A 24977-nucleotide genomic window follows, 5' to 3' on the forward strand; every position below is an offset into this window, starting at 1 on the left:
GGACCCGCTCGACTATTTTGTTGCAGGCATTTTCCTTCTGCGGTCCGGAGTTGGTGTCGCGGGAAAATGCATTTTCCTGACCGCGGCGGATCGAATGACGCAGAGGACATTCTTTAAACGTCCTTCACCGGTGACGCTGGCAGAGCTTGCCGCGCTGACCGGAGCCCAGCTTGCCGATGCATCGCAAGCCGAAAGGGTCATTGCGGGAGCGGCGTCGCTGGACCGGGCTGGGCCCGGTCACCTGACATTTTGCGAAAACAAGAAGTACGCCGCCCAGCTTGAGCAAACCCACGCTGGTGCCTGTCTGGTCAACGAGCGGCTGGAGGGCAGCGTTCCCCCGCATGTCGCCGTTCTGCGCGTTGCGGAGCCTTACAAGGCCTTTGTTACGGCCATGCGCGCCCTTTATCCCGATACGCTGCGGCCCGCCTCGTGGTTCGACAACAGCGGGGTCGCGGCGGCTGCCGTGGTGCATCCATCGGCGTATCTCGAGGACGACGTGGTGGTCGATCCGCTGGCGGTGATCGGGCCGGACGTCGAAATCGGGTCCGGTACCGTGATTGCCTCAGGTGCGGTGATCGGAGCGGGTGTCCGGATCGGCCGGGATTGCCATATCGGCGCGAACGCATCGGTCCTTTGTGCCTTTATCGGTAACGATGTCATCATCCATCCGGGGTGCCGGATCGGGCAGGACGGGTTTGGGTACCTGATGGGCGCGAAGGGGCATGTGAAGGTGCCGCAGGCGGGCCGGGTGATCATCCAGAACGGTGTCGAGATCGGCGCGGGCTGCGCCATCGACCGCGGGGCGCTCAACGACACCGTCATCGGCGAGGGCAGCAAGATCGACAACTTGGTCCAGATCGGCCACAACGTGGTCATCGGCCGCAACTGTGTCGTGGTCAGCCAGAGCGGAATTGCCGGCAGTTCGACATTGGGCGACGGCGTCGTCCTGGGCGCGCGCGCCGGCATCAGCGATCACGCCACCATCGGCGACGGAACGCAGATCGCGGCACGCAGCAGCGTCGTCGGCGAAGTGCCGCCGGGCGCGCGCTGGGGCGGTTCGCCGGCCAAGCCTATCAAGCAGTTCTTCCGCGAGCTGTTTGAGGTGGAGCGCCTCGGCCGCGAAGGCAGTGCGAAATTGAAATCGAAGCCGTCCGGTTCGGGCGACGAGGAACAGAGATAATGGACGAGAAGGCGCCAATCACCATCGAGGCGGTGGACATCGGGCAGATCCTGAAGACGCTGCCGCATCGCTATCCCATGCTGCTGATCGATCGCGTGATCGATATCCGCAAGGACTTCAGCGGTATCGGCATCAAGAATGTCTCGGTCAACGAGCCCGTATTCCAGGGGCACTTTCCGAACCGGCCGATTTATCCGGGCGTGCTGATGATCGAAGGCATGGCGCAGACCGCGGGGGTCATCGGCATGCTGTCGACCGAAACTGATCGCCCGACGGCGGTCTATTTCCTCACGATCGACAAGTGCAAGTTTCGCAAACCGACGGGGCCGGGGAATATCATCGAGTATCACATGCGGCTGGTCACGCGCCGGCGCGACATGTGGTGGTTTCACGGCGACGCCAAGGTCAACGGTGAAATCGTCGCTCAGGCCGATGTCGGTGCGATGCTGGCCGACTGACCCGTCTGTCATTGTGCGTAACAATTGATGACCGCGCCCGTGTCGCCTTTCACTCCTTATGCCGGACGGGCTTGCATTATAACGGCGTTTTATCGTCTGCACGCGTCCCTCGGCGGGTGAAGGATATGCAGGCAAGAGGAATTGATGAGCAAGATCGATCCAACTGCGCGAATTGAGGATGGAGCCGTCATCGGCGACGGCGTCACCATCGGGCCTTACTGTGTGATCGGGCCGAACGTGACGATCGGCGCGGACTGCAAGCTGCACGCTCATGTCAACATCGGCGGTTACACGACACTCGGCGCCGGCTGCGCGGTGTTTCCATTTGCGTCACTCGGAATGGCGCCGCAGGATCTTGGCTATCGCGACGAACCGACCACGCTCGACATCGGCGAGGGCTGCATCATCCGCGAAAGCGTGACCATGAATGTTGGCACCGTCAAAGGCGGCGGCAAGACGCGCGTCGGCAAGCGCGGTTTCTTCATGGCTTATTCCCATATCGGTCACGACTGCCTCGTCGGAGACAATGTGATCTTCGCCAACAGCGCGACGCTGGGCGGTCATTGCGAGATCGGCGACTTCGTCTATTTCGGCGGCCTCTCGGCGGCACATCAGTTCGTCCGGATCGGGCATCAGGCCATGATCGGCGGTGTCTCCGGTCTACGTCACGACGTCATTCCATATGGACTTGCGAGCGGCCAGTTCGCGCATCTCGAAGGCATGAATGTGGTCGGCATGCGCCGCCGCGGATTCAGTCACAAGCGCTTGCAGGTGGTGCGCGACTTCTACCAGCAGCTGTTTCATGGCGGCGGTATCTTCGCCGAACGGCTTGAAGCGCTGCGGCCGATGGGAAGTGCCGATCCGGCGATCGCCGAGATACTGACCTTCATCGACAACGGCATCAAACGGCCGCTCTGCATGGCGCACAACAATCCCAACAAACCCTCAGAGCGCGCTCACCTCGAACAGCGATGATGACACCTCCCGCATTGTCCTCGACAGTCGGCATCGTTGCGGGAAGCGGAGTGCTGCCGTTTTCGGTCGCAGAGCTGTTGCAGGCGCGGGGGATCGCGCCGTTTCTGTTCGCGATCCGCGGCTTCTGCGATCCGGTGCGGGTCGCGCAATATCCTCATCACTGGGTCGCACTCGGTCAGGTCGGGCGGCTGACGCGCCTGATGCGGTCCGAAGGTTGCCGCGAGATCGTATTCATCGGTGGCCTGGTCAGACCCGCGCTATCCGAGATTCGTCTGGACTGGGGCACGCTGCGCGCCATCCCGGCGATTGCTGCGGCATTGCGAGGCGGCGACGATCATCTGCTGACCGGTGTCAGCCGCATCTTCGAGCGCCATGGAATTCGCGTCGTCGGCATTCAGGACGTCGCGCCCGAACTGCTGATGCCGGAGGGCAGCCTCACACGCCGCACCCCCGATGCCGAGGCCGTCGCCGATATCGCCAAGGCGCGTGAACTGATGCGCGCGATCAGTCCTTTCGACGTCGGTCAGGGCGTTGTCGTGATCGATGGCCATGTGGTCGCCGTTGAAGACATCGAGGGGACGGACGGGCTTCTGGCGCGGGTGGCGCGGCTGCGTGCGGAAAAAAGAATCCGCGCCAAACCGGGACGCGGCGTGCTGGTCAAAATGCCAAAGGCGCAACAGGATTTGCGCTTCGATCTTCCCACGCTTGGTCCGAAGACCATCGACGGCGTCATTGCCGCCGGGCTGGCAGGTATCGGTATCGTTGCCGGACACACCCTCGTTGCCGAGGCGGATGTGATGACCGCGAAGGCGGATCAGGCGGGGCTCTTTGTCACGGGATTGCCGCTGTGAGCACGAGCGGGAGCGATGCGCGCAAGTCTCCGACGATATTTCTGATCGCAGCCGAGGAGTCCGGCGACCGGCTCGGCTCGGGCCTGATCAAGGCCTTGCGCGCGCGGCTTGGACCGGCGGCGAAGATCGTCGGAGTTGGCGGGCGTCACATGGCCGAGCAGGGCGTGCCGTCGCTGTTTCCCACCGATGAGCTGTCGATCATCGGTCTTGCGGCGATTCCGAAACGCCTTCCCATGATCCTGCGCAGGATTCGCGAGACGACCGATGCCGTCCTGAAGGAGCGGCCCGACATTCTGGTCATCATCGACAGTCCGGATTTCACCCATCGCGTGGCGCGCCGCGTTCGTGCCCGCAATCCATCGATCCCGATTGTCGACTACGTATCGCCCACGGTGTGGGTGTGGCGGCCAGGACGCGCGCGCAAAATGCGCGCGTATGTCGACCGGCTTCTGGCCGTCCTGCCGTTCGAGCCGGAGATCCATCGCAAGCTGGGCGGCCCGCCGTGCACCTATGTCGGTCATCCGCTGCTGGATGAACTCGATACGTTGCGGCCCAACGATGATGAACGGAAGCATCGCCTGGCGCAGCCGCCGTCGTTGCTGGTGTTGCCTGGCAGCCGGCGCAGCGAGATCAAACGCAACATGGCGATTTTCGGCGATACGTTGCGCTTGTTGCGGGCGCAGGGTGTTGCGTTCGAGCCCGTGCTGCCGACGATCCCCGGTTTGCTGGACAGGGTTCGCGCCGCTGCAGCGGATTGGCCGGTGCAGCCAAGGATCGTTGTCAGCGATGACGACAAGAAAGCCGCGTTTCGGAGCGCACGCGCCGCTTTGGCGAAGTCCGGCACCGTGACGCTTGAACTGGCGCTCGCTGGTGTGCCGATGGTGACCGCCTATCGCGTCACCGAGGTCGAGGCCTTCATCGCCCGGCGCGTCATCAAAACCTCCTCGATCATTCTGGCGAACATCATTCTCGGAGAGAATGTGATTCCGGAATTTCTGCAGCAGGATTTCACGGCAGAGAAACTTGCACCGGCGTTGCGGGACATTCTGGCGGATACGCCCGCACGGCAGCGGCAGGTGGATGCGTTCGCCCGTCTGGAAGCGATCATGTCCACGGGCGGTAAGCCGCCCAGCGAGCTGGCGGCGGACGGGGTTATCGCGATGCTGCGCTGACGTCCTGCTGTTCAACGAAAAGGCCGGTGCATTGCACCGGCCTTTTGTCTGTAATGGCGTTTGCGCTTACTTGCGCTTGTCGATCCCGACGTAGTCGCGGGACGTTGCGCCAGAGTAGAGCTGGCGCGGACGGCCGATCTTCTGCTGCGGGTCCTGAATCATCTCGCTCCACTGGCTGATCCAGCCGACGGTGCGGGCGACAGCGAACAGCACGGTGAACATCGAGGTCGGGAAGCCCATCGCCTTCAGGGTGATGCCCGAATAGAAATCGACGTTCGGATAGAGCTTGCGCTGAATGAAGTATTCATCGCTCAGCGCGATCTTCTCGAGTTCCATGGCGACATGGAGCAGCGGGTCGTTCTGGTGGCCGGTTTCCGCCAGCACCTTGTGACACATCTTCTGCATGATCTTCGCGCGTGGATCGTAGTTCTTGTAGACGCGGTGACCGAAGCCCATCAGGCGGACGCTGGAGTTCTTGTCCTTCACCTTGGCGATGAATTCCGGAATCTTGTCCACGGTGCCGATCTCGGCCAGCATTTGCAGCGCGGCTTCGTTGGCGCCGCCGTGAGCGGGGCCCCACAGGCAGGCGATGCCGGCGGCGATACAGGCGAACGGGTTGGCGCCGGACGAGCCGGCGATGCGCACGGTCGAGGTCGATGCGTTCTGTTCATGGTCGGCGTGGAGAATGAAGATCTTGTCCAGCGCCTCGGCCATCACCGGGTTCACCTTGTACTCTTCACAAGGCACGCTGAAGCACATCTGCAGGAAGTTCGACGCGTAATCGAGCGAGTTCTTCGGATACACGAAGGGCTGGCCGACGTTGTACTTATAGGCCATCGCCGCGAGCGTCGGAATCTTCGCGATCATACGCATCGAGGCAATCATGCGCTGCGTCGGATCGGAGATGTCGGTGGAGTCATTGTAGAAGGCGGCGAGGGCGCCGACCGAGGCGACCATCACGGCCATCGGGTGCGCGTCGCGGCGGAAGCCCTGGAAGAAGCGGGCCATCTGCTCGTGAACCATCGTGTGACGGGTCACGCGGTTGTCGAAATCTTCCTTCTGCGCCTTGGTCGGCAGTTCGCCGTACAGCAGCAGATAGCAGGTTTCGAGGAAGTCGCCCTTCTCGGCGAGCTGTTCGATCGGATAGCCGCGATAGAGCAGGATACCTTCGTCGCCGTCGATGTAGGTAATCTTGGATTCACAGCTGCCGGTCGACGTAAAGCCAGGATCGTAGGTGAACATCCCGGTCTGGGCGTAGAGCTTGCTGATGTCGATAACATCAGGTCCGACCGTGCCGGACAGAACCGGGAAATCGACGGTCTTCCCTTCGACCGTCAGCGTGGCTTTTTTGGTGTTGGTCTTTGCATCCATCGTGAAGTCCCCGGTAAGTGTGGCTCAGGGCGAGTGACGCTTACGGCCATATAGGGGCGTAAGCGCTTTATTCCAGAAGTGTGGCCCGAATGGGTAGCTTATTGCTGTGTGCGCTGCAAGATAGGTGGGCTGCACCTAAAGTTTGGGCAGCCCTGCGTTAGCTATGAAGGGCTTTCAGCCTGATCCTGCAGGCGGTCCAGACAGGTTTGCCGCCCCAGCACCGCCAGAACGTCGAAAATGCCCGGGGAGGTGGTCCGCCCGGTCAGGGCGACACGTAACGGCTGCGCGATCGCCCCGAGCTTGAGGCTGTTTTTCTCGGCAAACTGACGCATGGCCGCCTCGGCGGCCTCGGCGGTCCACGGATTGACCGCCTCCAGCGCCGAACGGAGTTCCCCGATCAGCTTGCGCGTCTCGGATGTGAGCACCGCTGCCGCCTTGGGCTCCATCTGGAGCGGACGGTCGGCGAAGATAAAATTGGAACTGTCGACCAGTTCGAGGAGCGTCTTGGCGCGCTCTTTCAGGCCGGGCATGGCGGCCAGCAATTGGGCGCGGGTCGTGTCGTTCAGCTTGGCCCGGATGACAGCGCCGTCAGGAATGAACTGGAGCACGTCTTCGAAGCTGGCCAGCAGCGCCTTGTCGTCGGCGTTGCGAATGTAATGACCGTTGAGATTTTCGAGCTTGGCGAAATCGAACCGCGCCGCAGAACGCCCGATCGCGGGCAGGTCGAATTCCCGGATCATCTCTTCGGTCGAGAAGATTTCCTGGTCGCCATGGCTCCAGCCGAGCCGCACCAGATAGTTCCGAAGCGCCTCGGGCAGATACCCCTTGGCCCGGTAGGCATCGACGCCAAGCGCGCCATGGCGCTTGGAGAGTTTCGAGCCGTCGGGACCGTGGATCAGCGGAATGTGAGCCATCACCGGAACGGTCCAGCCGAGCGCGTCGTAGATGTGTTTCTGCCGGGCGGCGTTGATCAGATGATCGTCGCCGCGAATAACGTGGGTCACGCCCATGTCGTGATCGTCCACCACCACGGCGAGCATGTAGGTCGGGTTGCCGTCGGAGCGCAGCAGCACGAGGTCGTCGAGATTTTCGTTCTGCCAGACCACGCGGCCCTGTACCTGATCCTCGATCACGGTTTCGCCGGTCTGCGGTGCACGAAGCCGGATGACGGGCTTGGCGCCGGCCGGTGCTTCCGACGGATCGCGGTCGCGCCAGCGGCCGTCGTAACGGATCGCGCGGCCCTCGGCCTTGGCGGCCTCGCGCATCTGCGTCAGTTCCTCGGCGGTCGCGTAGCACCGGTAGGCCTTGCCGTCGGCCAGCAATTGTTCGGCGACCTCACGATGCCGTGCGGCGCGGGTGAACTGATAAACCGTCTCGTCGTCCCATTCGATGCCGAGCCAATTCAGTCCATCGAGAATAGCCTCGATGGCCGCATCGGTGGAACGCTCGCGATCGGTATCCTCGATCCGCAGCAGCATCTTGCCGCCGCGCTTGCGCGCATAGAGCCAGTTGAACAGCGCGGTGCGCGCGCCGCCGATGTGGAGGAAGCCGGTCGGGGACGGCGCAAAGCGGGTAACGACAGTTTCGGTCATTTCAGGCGGTTCGATCGATCTCGGGGAGGGTTATCGGCGGGCGTTTATCACAACAACGGCACACTGTCTCAGCACGAATTGCCCGGATTTAAAACGCGCCCAAAGCCCGAATGCGGGCTTCGCCAGCAAAAAAGCACGGTCTGGCCAGCACCGGGCAGCACTTGGCGGGGCCTCCCGGATTTGGCACATAGGGCCCAACTGAAAGGGTACCAATGACCGACGAATCGCCTTCGACCGCAGGCCGCGACTTCATCCGCGATATTGTTGCCGAGGACCTGGCTTCGGGCCGTGAAAAGGGCGTGGTGACCCGCTTTCCGCCTGAGCCCAACGGGTATCTGCATCTTGGCCACGCCAAATCGATCTGCCTGAACTTCGGGATCGCCGAGGAGTTCGGCGGACGCTGCCACCTGCGGTTCGACGACACCAACCCGACCAAGGAAGAACAGGAATATATCGACGCGATCGAGCGCGATGTGCGCTGGCTCGGCTTCGACTGGGGTGAGCATCTTCATTTTGCGTCGGATTATTTCGAGCAGCTTTACGCCTGGGCGCAGCATCTGATCCGCGCCGGCAAGGCCTATGTCGACGATCAGACGCAGGAAGAAATCCGCCTGACCCGCGGCACCCTGACCGAGCCCGGACAAAACAGCCCGTTCCGCGACCGGTCGGTTGAGGAAAACCTCGACCTGTTCACCCGCATGCGCGCGGGCGAGTTTCCGAACGGCGCGCGCGTGCTGCGCGCCAAAATCGACATGACGTCGGGCAACATCAATCTGCGCGATCCGGTGCTCTATCGTATCCTGCACGCGCATCATCCGCGCACAGGCGACGCGTGGAAGATCTATCCGAGCTACGATTTTGCGCACGGCCAGTCGGATGCGATCGAGCACATCACGCATTCGATCTGCACGCTCGAATTCGAAGATCACCGGCCGCTCTACGACTGGTGCCTCGAAAATCTTCCGGTGCCGTCGCGGCCGCATCAGTACGAGTTTGCCCGGCTGAACGTGACTTACACGCTGCTGTCCAAGCGTGTGCTCACCGAGCTCGTGCGCGGCGGCCATGTGTCCGGCTGGGACGATCCGCGCATGCCGACGCTTGCGGGCTTGCAGCGGCGCGGCATTCCGGCGGAAGCGCTGCGCGAGTTCGTCAAGCGCATCGGCGTCGCCAAGGCGAACAGCACCGTCGACCTCGGCATGTTCGATTTCGTGGTGCGCGAGGTCTTGAACAGGACCGCGCCGCGCCGCATGGCCGTGCTCAATCCACTCAAGGTGGTGATCGAGAATTATCCGGAAGGGCAGAGCGAAACGCTCGAAGCCGTCAATCATCCCGACGATCCGGCGCAGGGCTCGCGCCAGATTCCGTTCGGCCGCGAGCTTTACATCGAGCGCGACGACTTCATGGAAGATCCGCCGAAGAAGTTCTTCCGCATGGCGCCGGGCCGCGAGGTGCGGCTGCGCTACGGCTATTTCATCACCTGCCGCGAGGTCATCAAGGATGCGGCGGGCCAGGTGGTCGAACTGCGGTGTACCTACGATCCGGCGACCAAGGGCGGCAACGCGCCTGACGGCCGCAAGGTGAAGGCCACGATCCACTGGGTGAGCGCGGCGGATGCCGTGCCTGCGGAGGTGCGGCTGTACAACCTGCTGTTCACGACACCGCAGCCGGAGGCCGCGAACTTCGCCGCGCAGATCAATCCGCAGTCGCTCGAAACCGTCACCGGAATGCTGGAGCCCGCTCTGGCGAGCGACAACTTCGGGGGCGCCATTCAGTTCGAGCGGCAGGGTTACTTCGTTCGTGACAAGGATTCCGCGCCCGGCAAACCGGTGTTCAACCGCACCGTCGGCCTGCGCGACAGCTACGCCAAGGTGGCTGGCGAGGGGTGAATATCTCGCTGATTTGACGATTGCTCGCCGTCGTCATGTCCGGCCTTGTGCCGGGCATCGACGTCTTGAGATCAAGACAAGGAGACGTGGATCACCGGGACAAGCCCGGTGATGACGATCCTGTTGTTGCGCACATTCTGCTTCCGTTCCGCTATCCAGCCGGATCGCTTGCGTTAGCATTGTCTCGGCGATGCCGGAGCAACGCGATGGCGGGCGGGGGCGGCGAAGACCGAGAGAGATCCAAAGGCCGGGCGGGGCGCGCCATCGGCCGAGCTATTTCTTGGCCGCCGCGCAGTGCTGTGCCTGCCGCCGCCGGCTTCACGGAAAGCGCATCGTCATTCCTCATCGGAAGAGCCCGAAGCTGGATCGCGGCGGAAGCCGGACCGGGCCGGCTGTTGCCCTGGGTGCCGGTCGCGTTCGGCGCGGGAATTGCGATCTACTTTGCGGCGGACCGCGAGCCCGTGGCACTGGTCGCCGCCGCGACGGCATTCGCGTTCTGTGTTGCGGCCTTCGTTGCGCGGCGCGGCCGCGTCTTCCCCCTTGTGGTGATGCTGGCCGCGTTATCAGCAGGATTTGCCGCAGCTACTCTGAAGACCGCGCGCGTCGCTCACGGTGTTCTCGCGCGTCCGATGTTCTCGGTGGCGCTGAAGGGGTTCGTTGAGACCCGTGACGAGCGCGAGCGCACGGACCGCTTCGTGCTGCGCGTCGAAGAGATGGACTCGCCGCGCGGCGGGATCAAGCTCGAACGCGTGCGGCTGTCGGTGAAGAAGGGGACGGCGCCCGCCGTCGGCAGCTTTGTCGAACTGAAGGCGCGATTGCTGCCACCGCTCTCGCCGCTGCGTCCGGGGAGCTACGACTTCGGACGCGACATGTACTTCCAGGGCATCGGCGCGTCGGGCTTCGTCATGGGCGCGATCAAGACGGTTGATGCCCCAAGCAGCGGCGGCGTGTATCTGCGCTACGCCGCCACGATGCAAGGGATGCGCGACACCATCGACGCGCGCATTCGCAGCGTGCTCAGCGGCGACAACCGCGCCATCGCGACGGCGCTGCTCACCGGCCGGCGTGACGCGATTTCCGCGCCGGTCAACGACGCGATGTTCATTTCAGGGCTCGGCCATGTGCTGTCGATCTCCGGCTATCACATGGCGGTGGTCGCGGGCGTGGTGTTCTTCGCGGTGCGCGCGCTGCTTGCGCTGTTTCCAGCACTCACTGTGACGTTCCCGATCAAGAAATGGTCGGCAGTTGCCGCGCTGATTGCCGCAGCATTCTATCTGCTCCTATCGGGCGCGGAGGTTGCCACCCAACGCTCGTTCTTCATGACGGCGGTGGTGCTGATCGCGGTGATGGTCGATCGCCGCGCGATTACGTTCCGTACGCTGGCGGTCGCGGCGATGATCGTGCTCTTGATCGCGCCGGAAGCACTGGTGCATCCGAGTTTCCAGATGTCGTTCGCGGCGACGCTTGGCCTCGTGGCGCTGATCCAGATCGGCATGCCGAACCTGTTTGCCTCGCCGGACAATTCGCAGGTGGCGCGTGCGGCGCTCTGGGGCGGGCGCGAGATCACGATGCTGGCGCTGGCGTCGCTGGTGGCCGGGTTCGCGACCATGCCGTACGCGGCGTTTCATTTTCATCGCGTGACGCCTTACGGCGTGCTCGCCAATCTGGCGGCGATGCCGGTGGTGTCGGGACTGGTGATGCCGGCGGGACTATTGGGACTGCTGGCAATGCCGTTCGGGTTGGACGGCGTGTTCTGGCGGCTGATGGACGTCGGCATCGGCTGGATGGTCTCGGTGTCGCAATGGGTCGCGTCGCTGCCTGGCGCCATCGGCCAGATCGCATCGTTCGGTGCCGGCCCGCTGGCCGTGATGAGTGCGGGGATCATTGTACTCGGTCTGCTGCGGACGCCGCTGCGTTGGGCGGGTGCAGGGCTCATCGCATTCGCAACGGTCTGGGCACTGACGGCGCCGCAGCCGGATATTCTTGTAGCGGGAGACGGCCACACCGTTGCGGTGCGAGGGAAGGACGGCAGACTGCGCCTGATGCGCACCGGAAAGGACGTCTTCCTGTCGCGCGAGTGGCTCGCGGCCGACGCCGACATGCGCAAGGCTACCGATGTATCGCTCAGCGATGGCGTCTCGTGCGACACGTCCGGATGTGTGGTGCAGACAGCGGACGGCTCGACAGTTGCGCTGACACTGAAACCGGAAGCATTCGGGGACGACTGCGTGCGGGCCGCTGTGATCGTGACACTGCGTCAGCCGCCCGCCGACTGTGCGGCCATGGTGCTGGATCAGGAAATGCTGCGCAGGCGCGGCACACTCGCTCTGCGCAAAACCGCGGACGGTTACGCGATCACGGCCAACAAGCCGCGCGGCGTGGACCGTCCGTGGTCACCGGCAAATGTCGATGATGACATCGAAACACCCGCTGTCCGGTCAAACCGTCCCGCACAGCCTGTCGATGCGACGCCGGCAGAGAGCGATCTCCAGCCGGACGATTGATCTCGAGTCGAACTCAGTACTTGCGGACCAGGCCGATCAGCTTGCCCTGAATCCGCACGCGGTTGGGCGGCAGGATGCGGACTTCGTACGCTGCGTTGGCAGGCTCCAGTGCGATGGACGCGCCGCGGCGGCGGAAGCGCTTCAGGGTGGCTTCTTCCTCGTCGATCAGCGCCACCACGATGTCGCCGGTGTCGGCGGTCTCGTTGCGCTGGATCAGCACGGTGTCGCCATCGAGAATACCAGCCTCCATCATGGAGTCGCCGCGCACTTCGAGGGCGTAATGTTCGCCGGACCCGAGCATGTCGGGCGGCACGCTGATGGTGTGGCTGCGGGTCTGCAGCGCCTCGATTGGAGTACCGGCCGCGATCCGGCCCATGACCGGTACGGCGACAGGGAAGCTTGCATCCTCGTCGGGGCCGAGCGACGGCGCCGAGCGAACCTTGCCCAGGTTGCCCTCGATGACGCTGGGAGTGAAGCCGCGGCGTGCGCCGCCGGGGCTGGCACTCGTTTCGGGAAGCTTGATGACCTCGATGGCGCGGGCCCGGTTGGCGAGCCGCCGGATAAAGCCGCGCTCCTCGAGAGCAGTGATGAGCCGGTGGATACCGGACTTCGACCGCAGGTCCAGCGCATCCTTCATCTCATCGAAGGAGGGCGGAACACCAGCTTCCTTGAGCCGCTCGTTGATGAAGCGCAGAAGCTCGTACTGTTTGCGTGTCAGCATCTGAATTGGTCCCCGATCCCAAGGATCTCAAGAATTCCCGTGTCTGATCCGAAGCCGCGCCTCTCTGGATCCCCACTGCGAAACAATGAAAAGGGACACTCAGGAGTTGCGAGTCACTCGAAACAAATCATGAACGAACACTATCTGTTCCATATGTGTTCCGCAACCCCTTAATTTCACGTCAACGACGAAGAGGTTTCAGGGTCAGTCCGGCAGCCGCAGGATCGTGCAGGGCGAGCCGGCGGCGGCTGCCGGAGCGAACGGCGGCCGGACGATCAGCGCATTCGCCTCGACCAGCTTTGCCACCAGCGAACTGTCCTGCGCGCCCACCGAGGTCGCGACGGGCACCCCGTCGCGGCCGGGCGCGACACGCGCGCGCAGATAGTCCTGCCGCTTGTCGTTCTCGGGCAGTTCGTGTCCCAGCACCGCATGTTCAAGCGGATGATCGACGCGCGTTCGCCCGGAGAGCGAACGGATCAGCGGCACCAGAAACAGGAAGGCGCAGACGTAGGACGACACCGGGTTGCCGGGCAGGCCGAGCACGCGCATCGCTCCGAGTCGTCCGTTCATCATCGGCTTGCCGGGCCGCAGCGCGATTTTCCAGAAGGCCATGTCGAAGCCTTCGGCTGTCAGCGCGGCCTGAACCAGGTCGTGATCGCCGACCGAGGCGCCGCCGGTGGTGATGAGAATGTCCGCGCCGAGATCGCGCGCACGCTTGATTCCGTTCGAGGTTGAATCGAGCGTGTCGCGTGCGATGCCGAGATCAATCGGTTCGGCGCCTTCGTTGCGCACGAGCGCGCTCAGCGCAAAGAAATTGCTGTAGACGATCTGTCCCGGGGCGGGTGTTGTGCCCGGCGCGACCAGCTCATCGCCGGTGGCAAGGATCGCGACCTTGGGACGGCGATGGACCGGCAAACGCGGATGGTTCATCCCCGCCGCCAGCGCAAGCGCGCGATCGTTGAGCAGGGAGCCGCGCGGCAACAGCACGTCGCCTTCGCGAAAATCGATGCCGGCGGGACGGATGTTCTTTCCCTCCGCGATGGCTTCGTTGACGATGACAAACTCGCCGTCGCGCGTGGTGTCTTCCTGAATGACCACGGCATCCACGCCACCGGGAATGACGCCACCGGTGAAGATCCGCGCCGCCTGTCCCGCACCGATCGTCTGATTGAAGGGCCGGCCTGCGGCGACTTCGCCGATTACCTTCAGCCGCGCGCCGGTCACTGCGTCGATGGCGCGTACCGCGTATCCATCCATTGCCGACATGGCGGCGGGGGGCTGGGTGCGAAGCGCCGCGACGTCGCGGGAGAGTGTGCGATGAAACGCTTCGCCGAGCGCAACCGTTTCTTCGGGAAGGGCGCTGGCGTCCATGAGAACGGCGGCATAGGCCTCGGCGACCGGCATCAGCGCCATGGTGCAATCCTTAATCGTCTGCCAGATAATGGCCAGACTTGCCGCCCTTTTTCTCGACCAGACGGATGGCCTCGATCTGAATGCCGCGCTCCACAGCTTTCACCATGTCATAGATGGTGAGGCACGCGACCGATACCGCGGTCAGCGCTTCCATTTCGACGCCGGTCGGGCCCTTGACCTTCACGGTCGCGCGCACGCGGCAGCCGGGCAATTTGGTGTCGGGGGTGATGTCGAGCGTTACCTTCGACAGCGCCAATGGATGACAGAGCGGAATGATGTCGCAGGTGCGCTTTGCCGCCATGATGCCGGCGACGCGCGCGGTGCCGAGCACGTCGCCCTTGCTGGCATTGCCCTTCACGATCAGATCGAGCGTCTTGCGGGTCATGATGACATGACCTTCGGCCACGGCCACACGCTCGGTGTCCGGCTTGGCGGAGACGTCCACCATGCGCGCTTCACCCTTGGCGTCGATATGGGTGAGGGCAGCGCCTACCTTCTTCTTTGATGTCTTTCTGGCCACGGCTCAGCGCGTCCCGGTGGCGCGTTGTGCATCGCTGCGGGCAAGCAACGTGCGCGTCGCAGCCGTCACGTCGGCCTGGCGCATCAGGCTTTCGCCGACGAGGAACGTGTTCATGCCCACACGCGCAAGCCGTGCAAGATCGTCGGGCGCGAAGATGCCGCTTTCGCCGACGCTGATGCGATCCTTCGGGATCAGCGGTGCAAGCTCTTCGCTGGTCGCAAGCGTGACCTCGAATGTCCGCAGATTGCGGTTGTTCACGCCGAGCAGCGGCGACTTCAGCTTCAACGCGCGGTCGAGTTCCTCACGATTGTGCACCTCGAGCAGCACGTCCATGCCGTGGGCGAAGGCGGCATCCTCGATGTCCTTTGCTGCCGCGTCGTCGAGCGCGGCCATGATGATCAGGATACAGTCGGCGCCGTGCGCCCGGGCTTCGGCCACCTGATAGGTGTCGTACATGAAGTCCTTGCGCAGCACCGGAAGGGAAACGGCTGCACGCGCGGCGACCATGAATGCGAGCGAGCCCTGGAACGAGGGCGTATCGGTCAGCACCGAAAGACACGCCGCTCCACCGGCTTCATAAGCTTTGGCGAGAAGAGGCGGATCGAAGTCTGCGCGAATGAGTCCCTTCGACGGCGAGGCCTTCTTGATCTCTGCGATCAGTGCATAGTCGCCGTTGGCGTGCTTCGCGCGAATGGCGTTGACGAAACCGCGCGGTGCGGGCGCTGCCTTGGCACGCGCCTCCATCTCGCTGAGAGGAACAGCGCGCTTGGCGGCGGCGATTTCCTCGCGCTTGTAGGTTTCGATTTTATCGAGGATGTCCGACAAGGGTATTGGCTCCTCAAGCATTGGAGACGGCGACAAGGCGCTTGAGCCTGTCCGCCGCCGCACCAGTGTCCAGCGCCTTGGTGCCGAGCGCAACGCCTTCCTTGAGGTCCTTGGCCTTGCCTGCAACCACGAGCGCAGCCGCGGCATTCAATAGCGCGACATTGCGGTAGGCGTTCTTCTTGCCCTCCAGCACGTCGCGAAGCGCCCTGGCATTGGCCTCGGCGTCGCCGCCCTTGAGTTCCGCAGCCGTCGCGCGCGGAAGTCCGCCGTCCTCGGGCGTGACTTCAAATGTGCGGATGTTGCCCTTTTCGAGAGCCGCGACGAAGGTCGGGCCGGTGAGGGTGATCTCGTCGAGGCCGTCGGAGCCGTGCACGACCCAGACGGATTCAGCGCCAAGATTTTTCAGTACCTGCGCCAGCGGCTCGACCCAGTGCTTGGAGAACACGCCGACCATCTGCCGCTTGACGCCGGCAGGATTGGACAGCGGCCCGAGCAGGTTGAAGATTGTGCGGGTGGCGAGTTCGACGCGGGTGGGACCGACGTTCTTCATCGCCGGGTGATGCGTCGGCGCGAACATGAAGCCGATGCCTGCCTCGGCGATGCAGCGGCCAACGCCTTCCGGCGCGATGTTGATGTTAACGCCGAGCGCGGCCAGCGCGTCGGCCGCGCCTGATTTCGACGACAGCGCGCGGTTGCCGTGCTTGGCGACGGGAACGCCGGCGCCGGCAAGAATGAACGACGCGCAGGTCGAGACATTCACGGAGCCGGAGCCGTCTCCGCCGGTGCCGACGATATCGACCGCGTCGGCAGGCGCCTTCACGGTCAGCATCTTGGAGCGCATCGCCGAGACCGCGCCGGTGATCTCGTCCACGGTTTCACCGCGCACACGCAGGCCCATCAGCAGGGCGCCCATCTGCGAGGGCGTTGCTTCGCCGGACATCATGCGATCGAACGCGGAGGCTGCCTCGTCACGCGACAGCGCCGCGCCGGTGGCGACTTTTCCGATAATGGCTTTCAGGTCGTCCATATGACTTCCGCTCAAATGAGCTTTTATCCCAACATCACTGAGCGGCTGAGGCGCCGGTCGCCACGGCAAACGCGTTCTGGTTGATGGTCACGCCGATATCGGTTTCGAGCTTTGCGATATAGGCTGTCAGTTGCTCTTCCATCTGCGCGCGGCGAAGGCTCTCGGTCAGCTTCTTGACGTCCTCGGATGCCATGTCGACCGGCGGCACCACGACGTCTGTGACCTTGAACACGATCCATTCGCTCGCACCGCTGCCTTCGGTCTGACCGACGCCGTCCTTCGGGGTGCGGAACACAGCCGCCACCAGCCGCTCAGGAATATCTTTGGCGTCGGTGTCGCGCTTGAACAGCTTGGCCGTCTCGACCTTGAGTCCTGCAGCCGCGGCCTCGGCGTCGAAGGCCGCGCCCTTTTCCAGCTTTCCGACGATCTCGGCGGCCTTGGCGCGAAGGCGGGTCGAGATCTGTTCGTCACGCCAGCGCGTTTCGACCTGATCCTTCACTTCATCAAGCGAACGGTCGCGCGAGGGCGTGACACTGAGCACGTCGAACCACAACTCGCCGCCGTTGTACTGCACGGGCTCGTTCTCGACGCCGATGTTGCTGGCGAACGCGGGCGACACGAGATCGATGCCCTGCGGCAATCCGGTGACCGGCTTGCCGTCCGGTCCGCGGCCGGAGCGGTCGATGGCTTCGATCGTGGTGGCCTTGAGCCCGAGCTTCTGGGCCGCTTCGGCAATGTTCGATCCGCCGCCGCGCTCGTCCTCGATCTTGTTGTGCAGGTCCTGCATCTGGGCCCGCGCACGCTCTAGCGCGATCTCGCGCTTGATCGTCGGTGCAACGGTCTCATAGGTCGGGTTGGTGCCGGGTTCGACCTTGGTGACTTTGAGCAGCGCTGTGATGAGGGTGCCTTTGACCGGCTGGCTCACGGTGTCCGGCGCGAGCGCGAATGCGGCGTCGGCGATCGCGGAATCGCCGATTGAGCCCTTCGCGACATTGCCGAGATCGGTGTCGGCCGTGGTCAGCTTGCGTTCCTTGGCGATGTCCTCGAACGACGTTCCGGCGGCGATGCGCTCGCGCGCCGCCTTGGCTTCGTCGGAATTCGGGAACGGAATCTGGAAAATCTGGCGCTTCTCCGGCGTCGCGTACCGTTCGCGGCGCTGCTCGAAGACCTTCTTTGCGTCCTCGTCAGACACCGTGATCGACTTGGCGAGTTCGTCCGGTGTGAGAGCAAGCACGGCGATCTTGCGATACTCCGGCGCCCTGAACAGTTGCTTGCGTTCGTCGAAATACGTCGCCAGCGCTTCGGGCGAGGGCGGCGCGATGGTGCCGGCCTGCGCGGCGGTCAGCTTGACGTAGTTGGCCGAGCGCTGTTCGTTCTGGAAACGGACCAGCGCTTCGACCTGGGTCTTCGTCGGCTCGAGGCCCGCGACGATGGTGCCTGTGAGCTGGCGGCGCATCGCCACGCGGCGCTGTTCGGCGATGAAGCGCTGTTCGGTGTAGCCGGCCTGGCGGATCGTCTGGAGGAACCGGTCATGATCGAATTTGCCGTCGAGGCCCCTGAAGGTCGGGTCGCTCGAAATGGCGCGCACGATATCTGCGTCGGACTGTCCAAGCCCCATGCGGCGCGCGGTCTCGTCCAGGGCAGCATCGGAGATGACCTCCTGAAGCACCTGACGGTCGAGGCCGAAGGTGCGCGCCTGCTCCATGGTCAGAGGCCGGCCAAAGCGGCGGCCGATCTGCTGGACCTTGTCGGTGAACAGATTCCGGAACTGTTCAGTGGTGATTTCGGTGCTGCCGATCTTGGCGAGCGATGACTGTCCGAATCCCTTGAAGATGTCGGCGATGCCCCAGATGCCGAAACTGATGATCAGCACGCCGAACATGACGGACATCACCGTCTTGCCGAGCCAATTCGATGAGGCTTTACGCATTCCTCGGAGCATGGGTCCAACTTGATGTTCAGGGGGTGGGGCGGTCCGCCGCAGAGGCATTACCGCGTTGTTTCGCCAACATATAAAGGGGTGCCGGTTCCCTAGCAACCATACAGACGGCGGCGCTTCAGCGCGGTTAACCTTCTGCAATGTGGAAACGGCGCCGGGGAACTGGCGTCTGTGGGCACCCTCTGCTAGCGCAAATCGACCAATTACAAGGTGAGATCAACGATGACCGACACGCGCCGCCCCCTGATCGCCGGGAACTGGAAGATGAATGGCCTCAAGGCTTCGATGAGCGAGCTTGGGGCCATCGCGCAAGGCGCGGGGGATATCTGGCGCAAGGCCGATCTCCTGATCTGTCCTCCCGCGACGCTGATGTTCACGTCTGCAGCGGTGGTGATCGGATCGAAGGTCGCAATCGGGGCGCAGGATTGTCATCCCGCGCCATCCGGCGCTCACACCGGCGATATTTCGGCGGAAATGCTGGCGGATGCCGGAGCAACGGCGATCATCGTCGGGCATTCCGAACGCCGCACGGATCATCACGAGAGTGATGCGCTCGTGCGTCAGAAGGCCGAGGCGGCCTGGCGCGCAGGCCTTGTCGCCATCGTCTGCGTCGGTGAAACGCAGGCCGAGCGCGATGCCGGACAGGCGCTGGATGTGGTCGGGCGTCAGCTTGCCGGATCGCTTCCGGACGGGACGACGGCAGTCAATTTGGTGGTCGCCTACGAGCCGGTTTGGGCCATTGGAACCGGACGTACCCCGACGACGAAAGATGTCGAGGAAGTCCATGGGTTTATCCGGGCCAAGCTGAAAGATCGGTTCAAGGGTGAGGGCGGCAACGTGCGCATTCTCTACGGAGGTTCCGTAAAGCCGTCGAACGCGGCCGAATTGATGGCCGTCGCCAACGTGGACGGTGCCCTGGTGGGTGGCGCCAGCCTGAAAGCGGCTGATTTCCTTGCGATTGCGGCGGCGTGCCCCTAAATCTCCCGCAATCCTGAGCGGTCTGTCGGGGGTGACAATCACCCCCGCAATCGTGTACAGACCGCGCAACTTCAACCCCCGCAAGCACCGATGCGACCGGCTCCCGGCGCAGGAGGCTTGTGACGGAAGGTAACGATGCAGACTGTCATTATCGTCATCCATCTCATGCTCGTCCTTGGCCTGATCGGCGTCGTGCTGTTGCAGCGCTCGGAAGGCGGCGGCCTCGGCGTCGGAGGTGGCGGTGGTGGCGGCTTCATGTCCAGCCGCGGTACGACCAACCTGCTGACCCGCACCACGGCCATTCTGGCGACGGGCTTCTTCATCACCAGCCTGTTCCTGTCGTGGCTCGCGAGCTACGAGCGCAAGCCCGCGTCGATTCTCAACACCAGCCCTGCGCCGATCTCGCAGCCGGGTGGCGCGCCGCAGGCTCCGGTCGGCGGCCTGCTCGACTCGCTCAAGAAGCCGGACGCACCGGCTGCTCCTTCGGCTCCGGCCGCACCGCAGGCGCCGCAGTCCAAGTAATCCAGACAAATGCTGTGCAGTCATGCGTGAGCCGCTTGCCTGCACATCTGAGAATTGCCTTCCAAGTTACTGACTGAACTTCCATATCAGGGCTACCCACAGCGCATTGGAATCCCGATGCGCGCGTGGGTTTCGTTTTGCGAATCACACCGGCGGAGCTAAAGGTAGAATCCCATGACGCGGTATATTTTCATCACCGGCGGCGTGGTCTCCTCGCTCGGCAAGGGTCTGGCTTCAGCGGCGCTCGGCGCTGTTCTGCAGTCACGAGGCTACAAGGTCCGTCTTCGCAAGCTCGATCCCTATCTCAATCTCGATCCCGGAACGATGTCGCCGTACCAGCACGGCGAAGTGTTCGTGACCGATGATGGCGCCGAGACCGATCTCGATCTCGGTCACTACGAGCGCTTCACCGGCCGTCCCGCGACCAAGCAGGACAACATCACCACCGGGCGCATCTATCAGGACATCCTGAACAAGGAACGCCGCGGCGACTATCTCGGCGCGACCGTGCAGGTGATTCCCCACGTCACCAATGCCATCAAGGAGTTCATCCTCGGCGGCAACGAAGGCTACGACTTCGTGCTCTGCGAAGTCGGCGGTACTGTCGGCGACATCGAGGGCCTGCCGTTCTTCGAGGCGATCCGCCAGGTGAAGAACGACCTGCCGCGCGGCGAGGTGATCTACATCCACCTGACGCTGTTGCCTTACATTCCAAGTGCTGGCGAACTGAAGACCAAGCCGACCCAGCACTCGGTCAAGGAACTGCGCTCGATCGGCATCCAGCCGGACATTCTTCTGTGCCGCACCGACCGCGAAATTCCGAAGGAAGAGCGCCGCAAGCTGGCGTTGTTCTGTAACGTGCGCGAATCCGCCGTGATCGAGGCGCGCGATGTCGACAACATCTACGCGGTGCCCGAGGCCTATCACGCCGCCGGGCTTGACGACGAAGTGCTGGCCGCGTTCGGCATCGTCGATATCAAGCCGCCCAAGCTGGAAAGCTGGCACACCATCAACGAGCGCATCCGCAATCCCGAAGGCCAGGTGACCATCGCCATCGTCGGCAAGTACACCGGCATGAAGGATGCCTACAAATCGCTGATCGAGGCGTTGTCGCACGGCGGCATCGCCAACAAGGTGAAGGTCAATCTCGACTGGATCGAGTCCGAGGTTTTCGAGAACGAAGATCCCGCGCCGTTCCTCGAACACGTCAACGGCATTCTGGTGCCGGGCGGCTTCGGCCAGCGCGGTGCGGAAGGCAAGATCAAGGCGGCGCGTTTTGCGCGCGAGCGCGATGTGCCGTATTTCGGCATCTGCTTCGGCATGCAGATGGCGGTGATCGAGGCCGCACGCAATCTGGTCGGCATCGAGGATGCCAACTCAAGCGAATTCGGCCCGACGAAGGAGCCGCTGGTCGGCCTGATGACTGAGTGGCTGCGCGGCAATGAACTCGAAAAGCGCAGCAAGGCAGGCGACCTCGGCGGCACCATGCGGCTCGGCGCTTATCCGGCGGCCCTGAAGAAGGGCAGCCGCGTCTCGCAGATCTATGGCGATGTGCTGGAGATTTCCGAGCGGCATCGTCACCGCTACGAGGTCAACACCGCCTACAAGGACCGCCTCGAACAGCACGGCCTGCGCTTCTCTGGCATGTCGCCGGACGGCGTGCTGCCGGAAATCGTCGAGTACGAGGATCATCCGTGGTTCATCGGCGTGCAGTATCATCCCGAGCTGAAATCACGCCCGTTCGAGCCGCATCCGCTGTTCGCCTCGTTCGTGCAGGCCGCGATGGTCCAGAGCCGGCTGGTCTAAGCCTCACCATTTTTGAGCGCATCGCTTTTGCTCGATGTAACGGCGCTGTTGCCAGTCAGCCTGCACTGCGGCCGTCGCGTCAGGCGATAGACCGCAGCTGGCGGCACATTCAGCATGGCCCGGTCGAGCAACGTCGCCTTCAGGCCGAGCCTGTCAAGAATGGGGCGCGGCACCGGGCAGGTCATGCCGTAGGTGAACTGATAGAATGCGCCGCCTGGGCGGATGTAGCTGAACGCGCCGCCGACAATCGACACGATCTTTCGGGTCGACATGTTCAGAAGCGGAAGGCCGCTGACGACCGCGCCCACAGGCGCGCCCTCGAACAATGCACTGCCCGCCAGCCGGCCCGCGTCCATCCAGAGCACCCGCGCGCCGGGGAAGCGGACCTGCAGCAGCCTCATGAAGTCGGAGCCGTACTCGATCAGCGTAAGGTTCTCCTGACGCACGCCGCGTTCGAGCAGCTTGTAGGTGAATGCGCCCGTGCCAGGTCCAAGTTCGATGATCGGACCGGTCGATGGTGTGATCTCGCTGGTGATCAGGTTGGCCAGCGCCTCGCCGGACGGGGCGATTGCGCCGACACGGCCGGGGGCGGACATCCAGGCGAGAAAGAACGACAGAAAATCTTGCGGCATTGATGCTCCAGAACGAATTGACGAGCGGGCGGTGCCGCTCGTGTGCCGTCCCGAATCGCAACCGATGACGGGACGCGCGCAATATCGCGGCCGTGCATTGCGACAACATTGCGTGACGTCTTGCGGAGGAGTGACTCGAGGATCGAGTGAGGCGGACGCATTCGCGCGCGATGCGCCGGCGCGGAGGTTGCGTGTGTGACTGTCGTGCTACGGAGAAAAAATGGCAGGCAGTGTTATCCTGAAACAGGCGCCGCCGTACTGATTGTCGAGCACGGTCACGTATCCCCGATGCAGGTGAACGATTTCGCGGACGAGATTAAGTCCGAGCCCTGCGCCGCGGTCGAGCGGCTGAATCCTGTAGAAAGGCTCGAAGATGCGTGCGCGCTGTTCCGCAGGTATGCCTATTCCCTGATCGATGACGTCGATGGTGCAGGGGAATGTAACCCTGACGCTGATTGTGCCCTGGTGACCCGCGTGTTCGATCGCATTCTGCACCAGATTGGTGATCGCTCGCTCAAGCGCGGTTTGGTCTCCAAGCGTTTCAACCGGTTCGGCTGCGGCCTCGAATGATATGTCGTAACCCGCAGCGATTGCGAGCGGCGCAAGGTCGGCAACGACGCGCCGCCCGACCGCCACGAGATCAACCCGGGAGAATGGCGTTCGGTTCTGGTCGAGCCGCTGAATGTCGAGCAGTTGCTCGGCCAGCGTTGCCAGGCGGGCTGCATCCTCCATCAGGCGCGTCTTGTCCGGGCCCTGCGGCAATGACTCGAGCCGCGTGCTCAGGATGGCGATCGGTGTGCGAAGCTCATGGGCAGCATCAGCGGTAAAACGCTTGTGGCGAGCATATCCCTCGTCGAGCCGCACGAGTGCGTCGTTCACGGCGTTGACCAGCGGTGCGACTTCAGCGGGAACATCCTCGAGCGGCAATCTGGCGCCGCGCTTGTCAATATCGATACGACGGGCCTGATCGGCTGCGGCGTCCAGGCCGGTAAGGGCGCGGCGAACAACGATCGGTGTTGCGATGACGGTTGTCAGGGTCATGAGCAACAGGCTCGGCAGCGCGAAGCCGACGAACACCATGAACGCTACCAGCGCAGCCTTGCCGGCGGACATGTCGCCCTGCGTCGCCGTCAGTATCTGCACATTGCCCGCGGCGGTTTCGACGCGCTTCAACCGCGCAGCGGGTTTGCGCGGATCGTCATTCAGCATCTGCCAGCCAAGCCGGGCCTGACTGATGTGGTCAAGCGCGCCGCCGATCTGCGCGAACTCGAGCGGGACGGACCCCTCCGACAGGGATTGTCCCTGCCGGTCCCGGATGACGAACCAGAGATCGGGAACATCGGACCGCAACTTCTTAAGTTGCGGCGTCGAGACCAGATCGAGCTTGCCCTCTGCGTCGCGCTCGACAGCCTTTTGTAGGACATCGATGGCATGCTCTTCGTCGCGGTTGTCGAGAAGAAGACCCGTGCCCCACAACGTACCGACGATCAGCAGAACGAGAAGCGCCAGCAGCGCGGCCTGCAACGGCACCAAGCGCCAGACCAGCCGCGATTTCAGGGAAGGCGAGGTGGATTGCAGCATCATGTCTGCTGCTTCAGCAAATAGCCGACGCCGCGAATGCCGTGAATTTCGACGCCGGCGTTCGCGTCGGTGAGTTTCCGCCGAAGCCGCGACACATGCGTGTCCAGCGCATTCGACTGAATCTCGTCGTCGAAGTTGTAGACGGCCTCTTCAAGGGTCGGCCTTAGCACGGTGCGGCCCAGACGCCGCAGCAAGGCTTCCAGAACGAGCAACTCACGGCGCGGCAACTCCAGCAAACGCCCCTCAACGCTGGCCTCGCGGTGGCTGAAATCGAAGGTGAGGCGACCGGCCCGCATGTGACTGGATTGAAGGCCCGCAGGCCGGCGTAGGACCGCGCGCAGCCTCGCCAGCAGTTCTTCGACGGAAAACGGTTTCGTCAGATAATCATCCGCGCCGCTGTCGAGACCGGCAATGCGGTCCGCGAGATCGCCGCGCGCGGTCAGGACGATGATGGGGATGCCGTCGGCTCGGGCCCGAACCTTTGGAATCAGCGAGAGACCATCGCCGTCGGGGAGCCGGCGATCGAGCAGAACGGCGGCATGGACATCGGCCGCGATGGCTTCTTCTGCGTCGGCAAGGGTCGGCACATGGTCGACCACCATGTCATAGCCCTTCAGCGCGGCGGACAGGGCGGCGGCCATTTCCGGTTCGTCTTCCACCAGCAGGATTCGCATTACGTGCACTCGCTCATGAGAGATGTCCTAGAGCACGTGCATTGCGGCTGCATTGCGGGAACTGGATAACGGGTATCGACAACACCTCCAAACCGCCGTCAAGCGATCCTTGACGGATTTATAAAGGCGGACATATTGTCAAGATATCCTTGACGGAGGCCATGCCATGGCTGGAAAGTCTGAAGCCGCTGCTCCGAAAGCGGCCACAGACATTTTATTCTGCTCGTTCTGCGGCAAGTCGAAGGACGCCGTCAAAACGCTGATCGCCGGTCCGACCGTTTTCATCTGTAATGAATGCGTCGCTGTCTGCACCAAGTTTATCAGCGGCGAGGCGTCGCCCGAGCAAACGG

21 protein-coding genes and 1 pseudogene are annotated in these 24977 nt (G+C 63.4%); 11 read left to right on the plus strand and 11 right to left on the minus strand.

The features are described from left to right. Positions 1–94 precede the first annotated feature (94 nt). The 5 genes from lpxD to lpxB all read left to right on the plus strand — a co-directional run bounded on the left by lpxD (position 95) and on the right by lpxB (position 4636). The gene (lpxD, locus tag I554_RS0102390; RefSeq protein ID WP_024575323.1) at positions 95–1180 is read left to right on the plus strand and encodes a UDP-3-O-(3-hydroxymyristoyl)glucosamine N-acyltransferase; all 1086 of its coding nucleotides are present in this window, start codon (positions 95–97) and stop codon (positions 1178–1180) included. Further along, positions 1180–1638: a 3-hydroxyacyl-ACP dehydratase FabZ gene (gene fabZ, locus I554_RS0102395; RefSeq protein WP_024575324.1), complete on the plus strand. Its 459-nt coding sequence runs from the start codon at positions 1180–1182 to the stop codon at positions 1636–1638. The genes lpxD and fabZ overlap by 1 nt, the downstream gene beginning before the upstream one ends. A gap of 144 nt (positions 1639–1782) precedes the next feature. After that, complete coding sequence (gene lpxA, locus I554_RS0102400; protein ID WP_024575325.1) at positions 1783–2613, plus strand: acyl-ACP--UDP-N-acetylglucosamine O-acyltransferase; 831 nt, start codon at positions 1783–1785, stop codon at positions 2611–2613. Beyond that, positions 2610–3464 carry a UDP-2,3-diacylglucosamine diphosphatase LpxI gene (gene lpxI, locus I554_RS0102405; protein ID WP_024575326.1) on the plus strand — a complete coding sequence of 285 codons (855 nt, stop codon included), beginning with the start codon at positions 2610–2612 and terminating at the stop codon, positions 3462–3464. Before lpxA ends, lpxI begins: the two co-directional genes overlap by 4 nt. Beyond that, on the plus strand, positions 3461–4636 hold the full coding sequence (gene lpxB, locus I554_RS0102410; protein WP_024575327.1) for a lipid-A-disaccharide synthase: 1176 nt from the start codon (positions 3461–3463) through the stop codon (positions 4634–4636). The genes lpxI and lpxB overlap by 4 nt, the downstream gene beginning before the upstream one ends. A gap of 66 nt (positions 4637–4702) precedes the next feature. On the opposite strand, the gene gltA is transcribed toward lpxB, so the two are convergent. Then, positions 4703–6007, minus strand: a complete 1305-nt coding sequence (gene gltA / locus I554_RS0102415; RefSeq protein ID WP_024575328.1) for a citrate synthase — start codon at positions 6005–6007, stop codon at positions 4703–4705. 161 nt (positions 6008–6168) lie between these two features. Continuing rightward, entirely contained in the window at positions 6169–7599 is a 1431-nt protein-coding gene (gene gltX / locus I554_RS0102420; protein WP_024575329.1) for a glutamate--tRNA ligase, read from the minus strand. A gap of 212 nt (positions 7600–7811) precedes the next feature. Here gltX and I554_RS0102425 point away from each other — a divergent pair, with 212 nt between their 5' ends. Beyond that, positions 7812–9485, plus strand: a complete 1674-nt coding sequence (locus tag I554_RS0102425; RefSeq protein ID WP_024575330.1) for a glutamine--tRNA ligase/YqeY domain fusion protein — start codon at positions 7812–7814, stop codon at positions 9483–9485. A gap of 206 nt (positions 9486–9691) precedes the next feature. Continuing rightward, a complete protein-coding gene (locus I554_RS0102430) occupies positions 9692–11989 on the plus strand; it encodes a ComEC/Rec2 family competence protein (RefSeq protein WP_024575331.1) in 2298 nt (765 codons plus the stop codon). A gap of 13 nt (positions 11990–12002) precedes the next feature. Here the strand turns inward: I554_RS0102430 and lexA are convergent, their stop codons facing one another. The 6 genes from lexA to I554_RS0102460 form a co-directional block, all read right to left on the minus strand. Continuing rightward, a complete protein-coding gene (gene lexA, locus I554_RS0102435; RefSeq protein ID WP_006020719.1) occupies positions 12003–12710 on the minus strand; it encodes a transcriptional repressor LexA in 708 nt (235 codons plus the stop codon). 204 nt (positions 12711–12914) lie between these two features. Next, complete coding sequence (glp, locus tag I554_RS0102440) at positions 12915–14123, minus strand: gephyrin-like molybdotransferase Glp (RefSeq protein WP_024575332.1); 1209 nt, start codon at positions 14121–14123, stop codon at positions 12915–12917. A gap of 10 nt (positions 14124–14133) precedes the next feature. Beyond that, a complete protein-coding gene (moaC, locus tag I554_RS0102445; RefSeq protein ID WP_024575333.1) occupies positions 14134–14643 on the minus strand; it encodes a cyclic pyranopterin monophosphate synthase MoaC in 510 nt (169 codons plus the stop codon). 3 nt (positions 14644–14646) lie between these two features. Then, positions 14647–15468 (minus strand): indole-3-glycerol phosphate synthase TrpC, encoded by an 822-nt coding sequence (gene trpC / locus I554_RS0102450; protein ID WP_024575334.1) that lies wholly within the window; start codon positions 15466–15468, stop codon positions 14647–14649. A 13-nt stretch (positions 15469–15481) separates the two neighbouring features. Further along, entirely contained in the window at positions 15482–16495 is a 1014-nt protein-coding gene (gene trpD / locus I554_RS0102455) for an anthranilate phosphoribosyltransferase (RefSeq protein WP_024575335.1), read from the minus strand. A 34-nt stretch (positions 16496–16529) separates the two neighbouring features. After that, positions 16530–18437 (minus strand): peptidylprolyl isomerase, encoded by a 1908-nt coding sequence (locus I554_RS0102460; RefSeq protein ID WP_024575336.1) that lies wholly within the window; start codon positions 18435–18437, stop codon positions 16530–16532. Between the two features lie 219 nt (positions 18438–18656). Between I554_RS0102460 and tpiA the strand changes: the two genes are divergently transcribed. The 3 genes from tpiA (at position 18657) to I554_RS0102475 (ending at position 21740) form a co-directional block, all read left to right on the plus strand. Next, positions 18657–19412 (plus strand): triose-phosphate isomerase, encoded by a 756-nt coding sequence (gene tpiA / locus I554_RS0102465; RefSeq protein WP_024575337.1) that lies wholly within the window; start codon positions 18657–18659, stop codon positions 19410–19412. Between the two features lie 135 nt (positions 19413–19547). Further along, entirely contained in the window at positions 19548–19934 is a 387-nt protein-coding gene (secG, locus tag I554_RS0102470) for a preprotein translocase subunit SecG (protein WP_024575338.1), read from the plus strand. 174 nt (positions 19935–20108) lie between these two features. After that, positions 20109–21740 carry a CTP synthase gene (locus I554_RS0102475; RefSeq protein WP_024575339.1) on the plus strand — a complete coding sequence of 544 codons (1632 nt, stop codon included), beginning with the start codon at positions 20109–20111 and terminating at the stop codon, positions 21738–21740. On the opposite strand, the gene I554_RS0102480 is transcribed toward I554_RS0102475, so the two are convergent. The 3 genes from I554_RS0102480 to I554_RS0102490 form a co-directional block, all read right to left on the minus strand. Continuing rightward, a complete protein-coding gene (locus I554_RS0102480) occupies positions 21737–22372 on the minus strand; it encodes an rRNA adenine N-6-methyltransferase family protein (protein ID WP_024575340.1) in 636 nt (211 codons plus the stop codon). The two genes, I554_RS0102475 and I554_RS0102480, sit on opposite strands and share 4 nt — an antisense overlap. A 207-nt stretch (positions 22373–22579) precedes the next feature. Continuing rightward, positions 22580–23956, minus strand: a complete 1377-nt coding sequence (locus tag I554_RS0102485; RefSeq protein WP_152527639.1) for a HAMP domain-containing sensor histidine kinase — start codon at positions 23954–23956, stop codon at positions 22580–22582. Beyond that, a complete protein-coding gene (locus I554_RS0102490) occupies positions 23953–24627 on the minus strand; it encodes a response regulator transcription factor (protein ID WP_024575342.1) in 675 nt (224 codons plus the stop codon). Before I554_RS0102490 ends, I554_RS0102485 begins: the two co-directional genes overlap by 4 nt. Positions 24628–24793: 166 nt before the next feature. On the opposite strand from I554_RS0102490, the pseudogene I554_RS27540 reads away from it, so the two are divergent. Then, positions 24794–24949, plus strand: a pseudogene (locus I554_RS27540) (ClpX C4-type zinc finger protein); the annotation flags it as partial. Positions 24950–24977: the final 28 nt, after the last annotated feature.

The sequence above is a fragment of the Afipia sp. OHSU_II-C1 genome, assembly GCF_000497575.1.
Lineage (GTDB): Bacteria > Pseudomonadota > Alphaproteobacteria > Rhizobiales > Xanthobacteraceae > Afipia.

Excerpts from the sequence above, each read along its gene's own strand:
- lpxD (WP_024575323.1), top strand. The coding sequence starts at position 95 with ATGACGCAGAGGACATTCTTTAAACGTCCTTCACCGGTGACGCTGGCA.
- fabZ (WP_024575324.1), top strand. The coding sequence starts at position 1,180 with ATGGACGAGAAGGCGCCAATCACCATCGAGGCGGTGGACATCGGGCAG.
- lpxA (WP_024575325.1), top strand. The coding sequence starts at position 1,783 with ATGAGCAAGATCGATCCAACTGCGCGAATTGAGGATGGAGCCGTCATC.
- lpxI (WP_024575326.1), top strand. The coding sequence starts at position 2,610 with ATGATGACACCTCCCGCATTGTCCTCGACAGTCGGCATCGTTGCGGGA.
- gltA (WP_024575328.1), bottom strand. The coding sequence starts at position 6,007 with ATGGATGCAAAGACCAACACCAAAAAAGCCACGCTGACGGTCGAAGGG.
- gltX (WP_024575329.1), bottom strand. The coding sequence starts at position 7,599 with ATGACCGAAACTGTCGTTACCCGCTTTGCGCCGTCCCCGACCGGCTTC.
- I554_RS0102425 (WP_024575330.1), top strand. The coding sequence starts at position 7,812 with ATGACCGACGAATCGCCTTCGACCGCAGGCCGCGACTTCATCCGCGAT.
- I554_RS0102430 (WP_024575331.1), top strand. The coding sequence starts at position 9,692 with ATGGCGGGCGGGGGCGGCGAAGACCGAGAGAGATCCAAAGGCCGGGCG.
- lexA (WP_006020719.1), bottom strand. The coding sequence starts at position 12,710 with ATGCTGACACGCAAACAGTACGAGCTTCTGCGCTTCATCAACGAGCGG.
- glp (WP_024575332.1), bottom strand. The coding sequence starts at position 14,123 with ATGGCGCTGATGCCGGTCGCCGAGGCCTATGCCGCCGTTCTCATGGAC.
- trpD (WP_024575335.1), bottom strand. The coding sequence starts at position 16,495 with ATGGACGACCTGAAAGCCATTATCGGAAAAGTCGCCACCGGCGCGGCG.
- I554_RS0102460 (WP_024575336.1), bottom strand. The coding sequence starts at position 18,437 with ATGCTCCGAGGAATGCGTAAAGCCTCATCGAATTGGCTCGGCAAGACG.
- tpiA (WP_024575337.1), top strand. The coding sequence starts at position 18,657 with ATGACCGACACGCGCCGCCCCCTGATCGCCGGGAACTGGAAGATGAAT.
- secG (WP_024575338.1), top strand. The coding sequence starts at position 19,548 with ATGCAGACTGTCATTATCGTCATCCATCTCATGCTCGTCCTTGGCCTG.
- I554_RS0102475 (WP_024575339.1), top strand. The coding sequence starts at position 20,109 with ATGACGCGGTATATTTTCATCACCGGCGGCGTGGTCTCCTCGCTCGGC.
- I554_RS0102480 (WP_024575340.1), bottom strand. The coding sequence starts at position 22,372 with ATGCCGCAAGATTTTCTGTCGTTCTTTCTCGCCTGGATGTCCGCCCCC.
- I554_RS0102485 (WP_152527639.1), bottom strand. The coding sequence starts at position 23,956 with ATGATGCTGCAATCCACCTCGCCTTCCCTGAAATCGCGGCTGGTCTGG.
- I554_RS0102490 (WP_024575342.1), bottom strand. The coding sequence starts at position 24,627 with ATGCGAATCCTGCTGGTGGAAGACGAACCGGAAATGGCCGCCGCCCTG.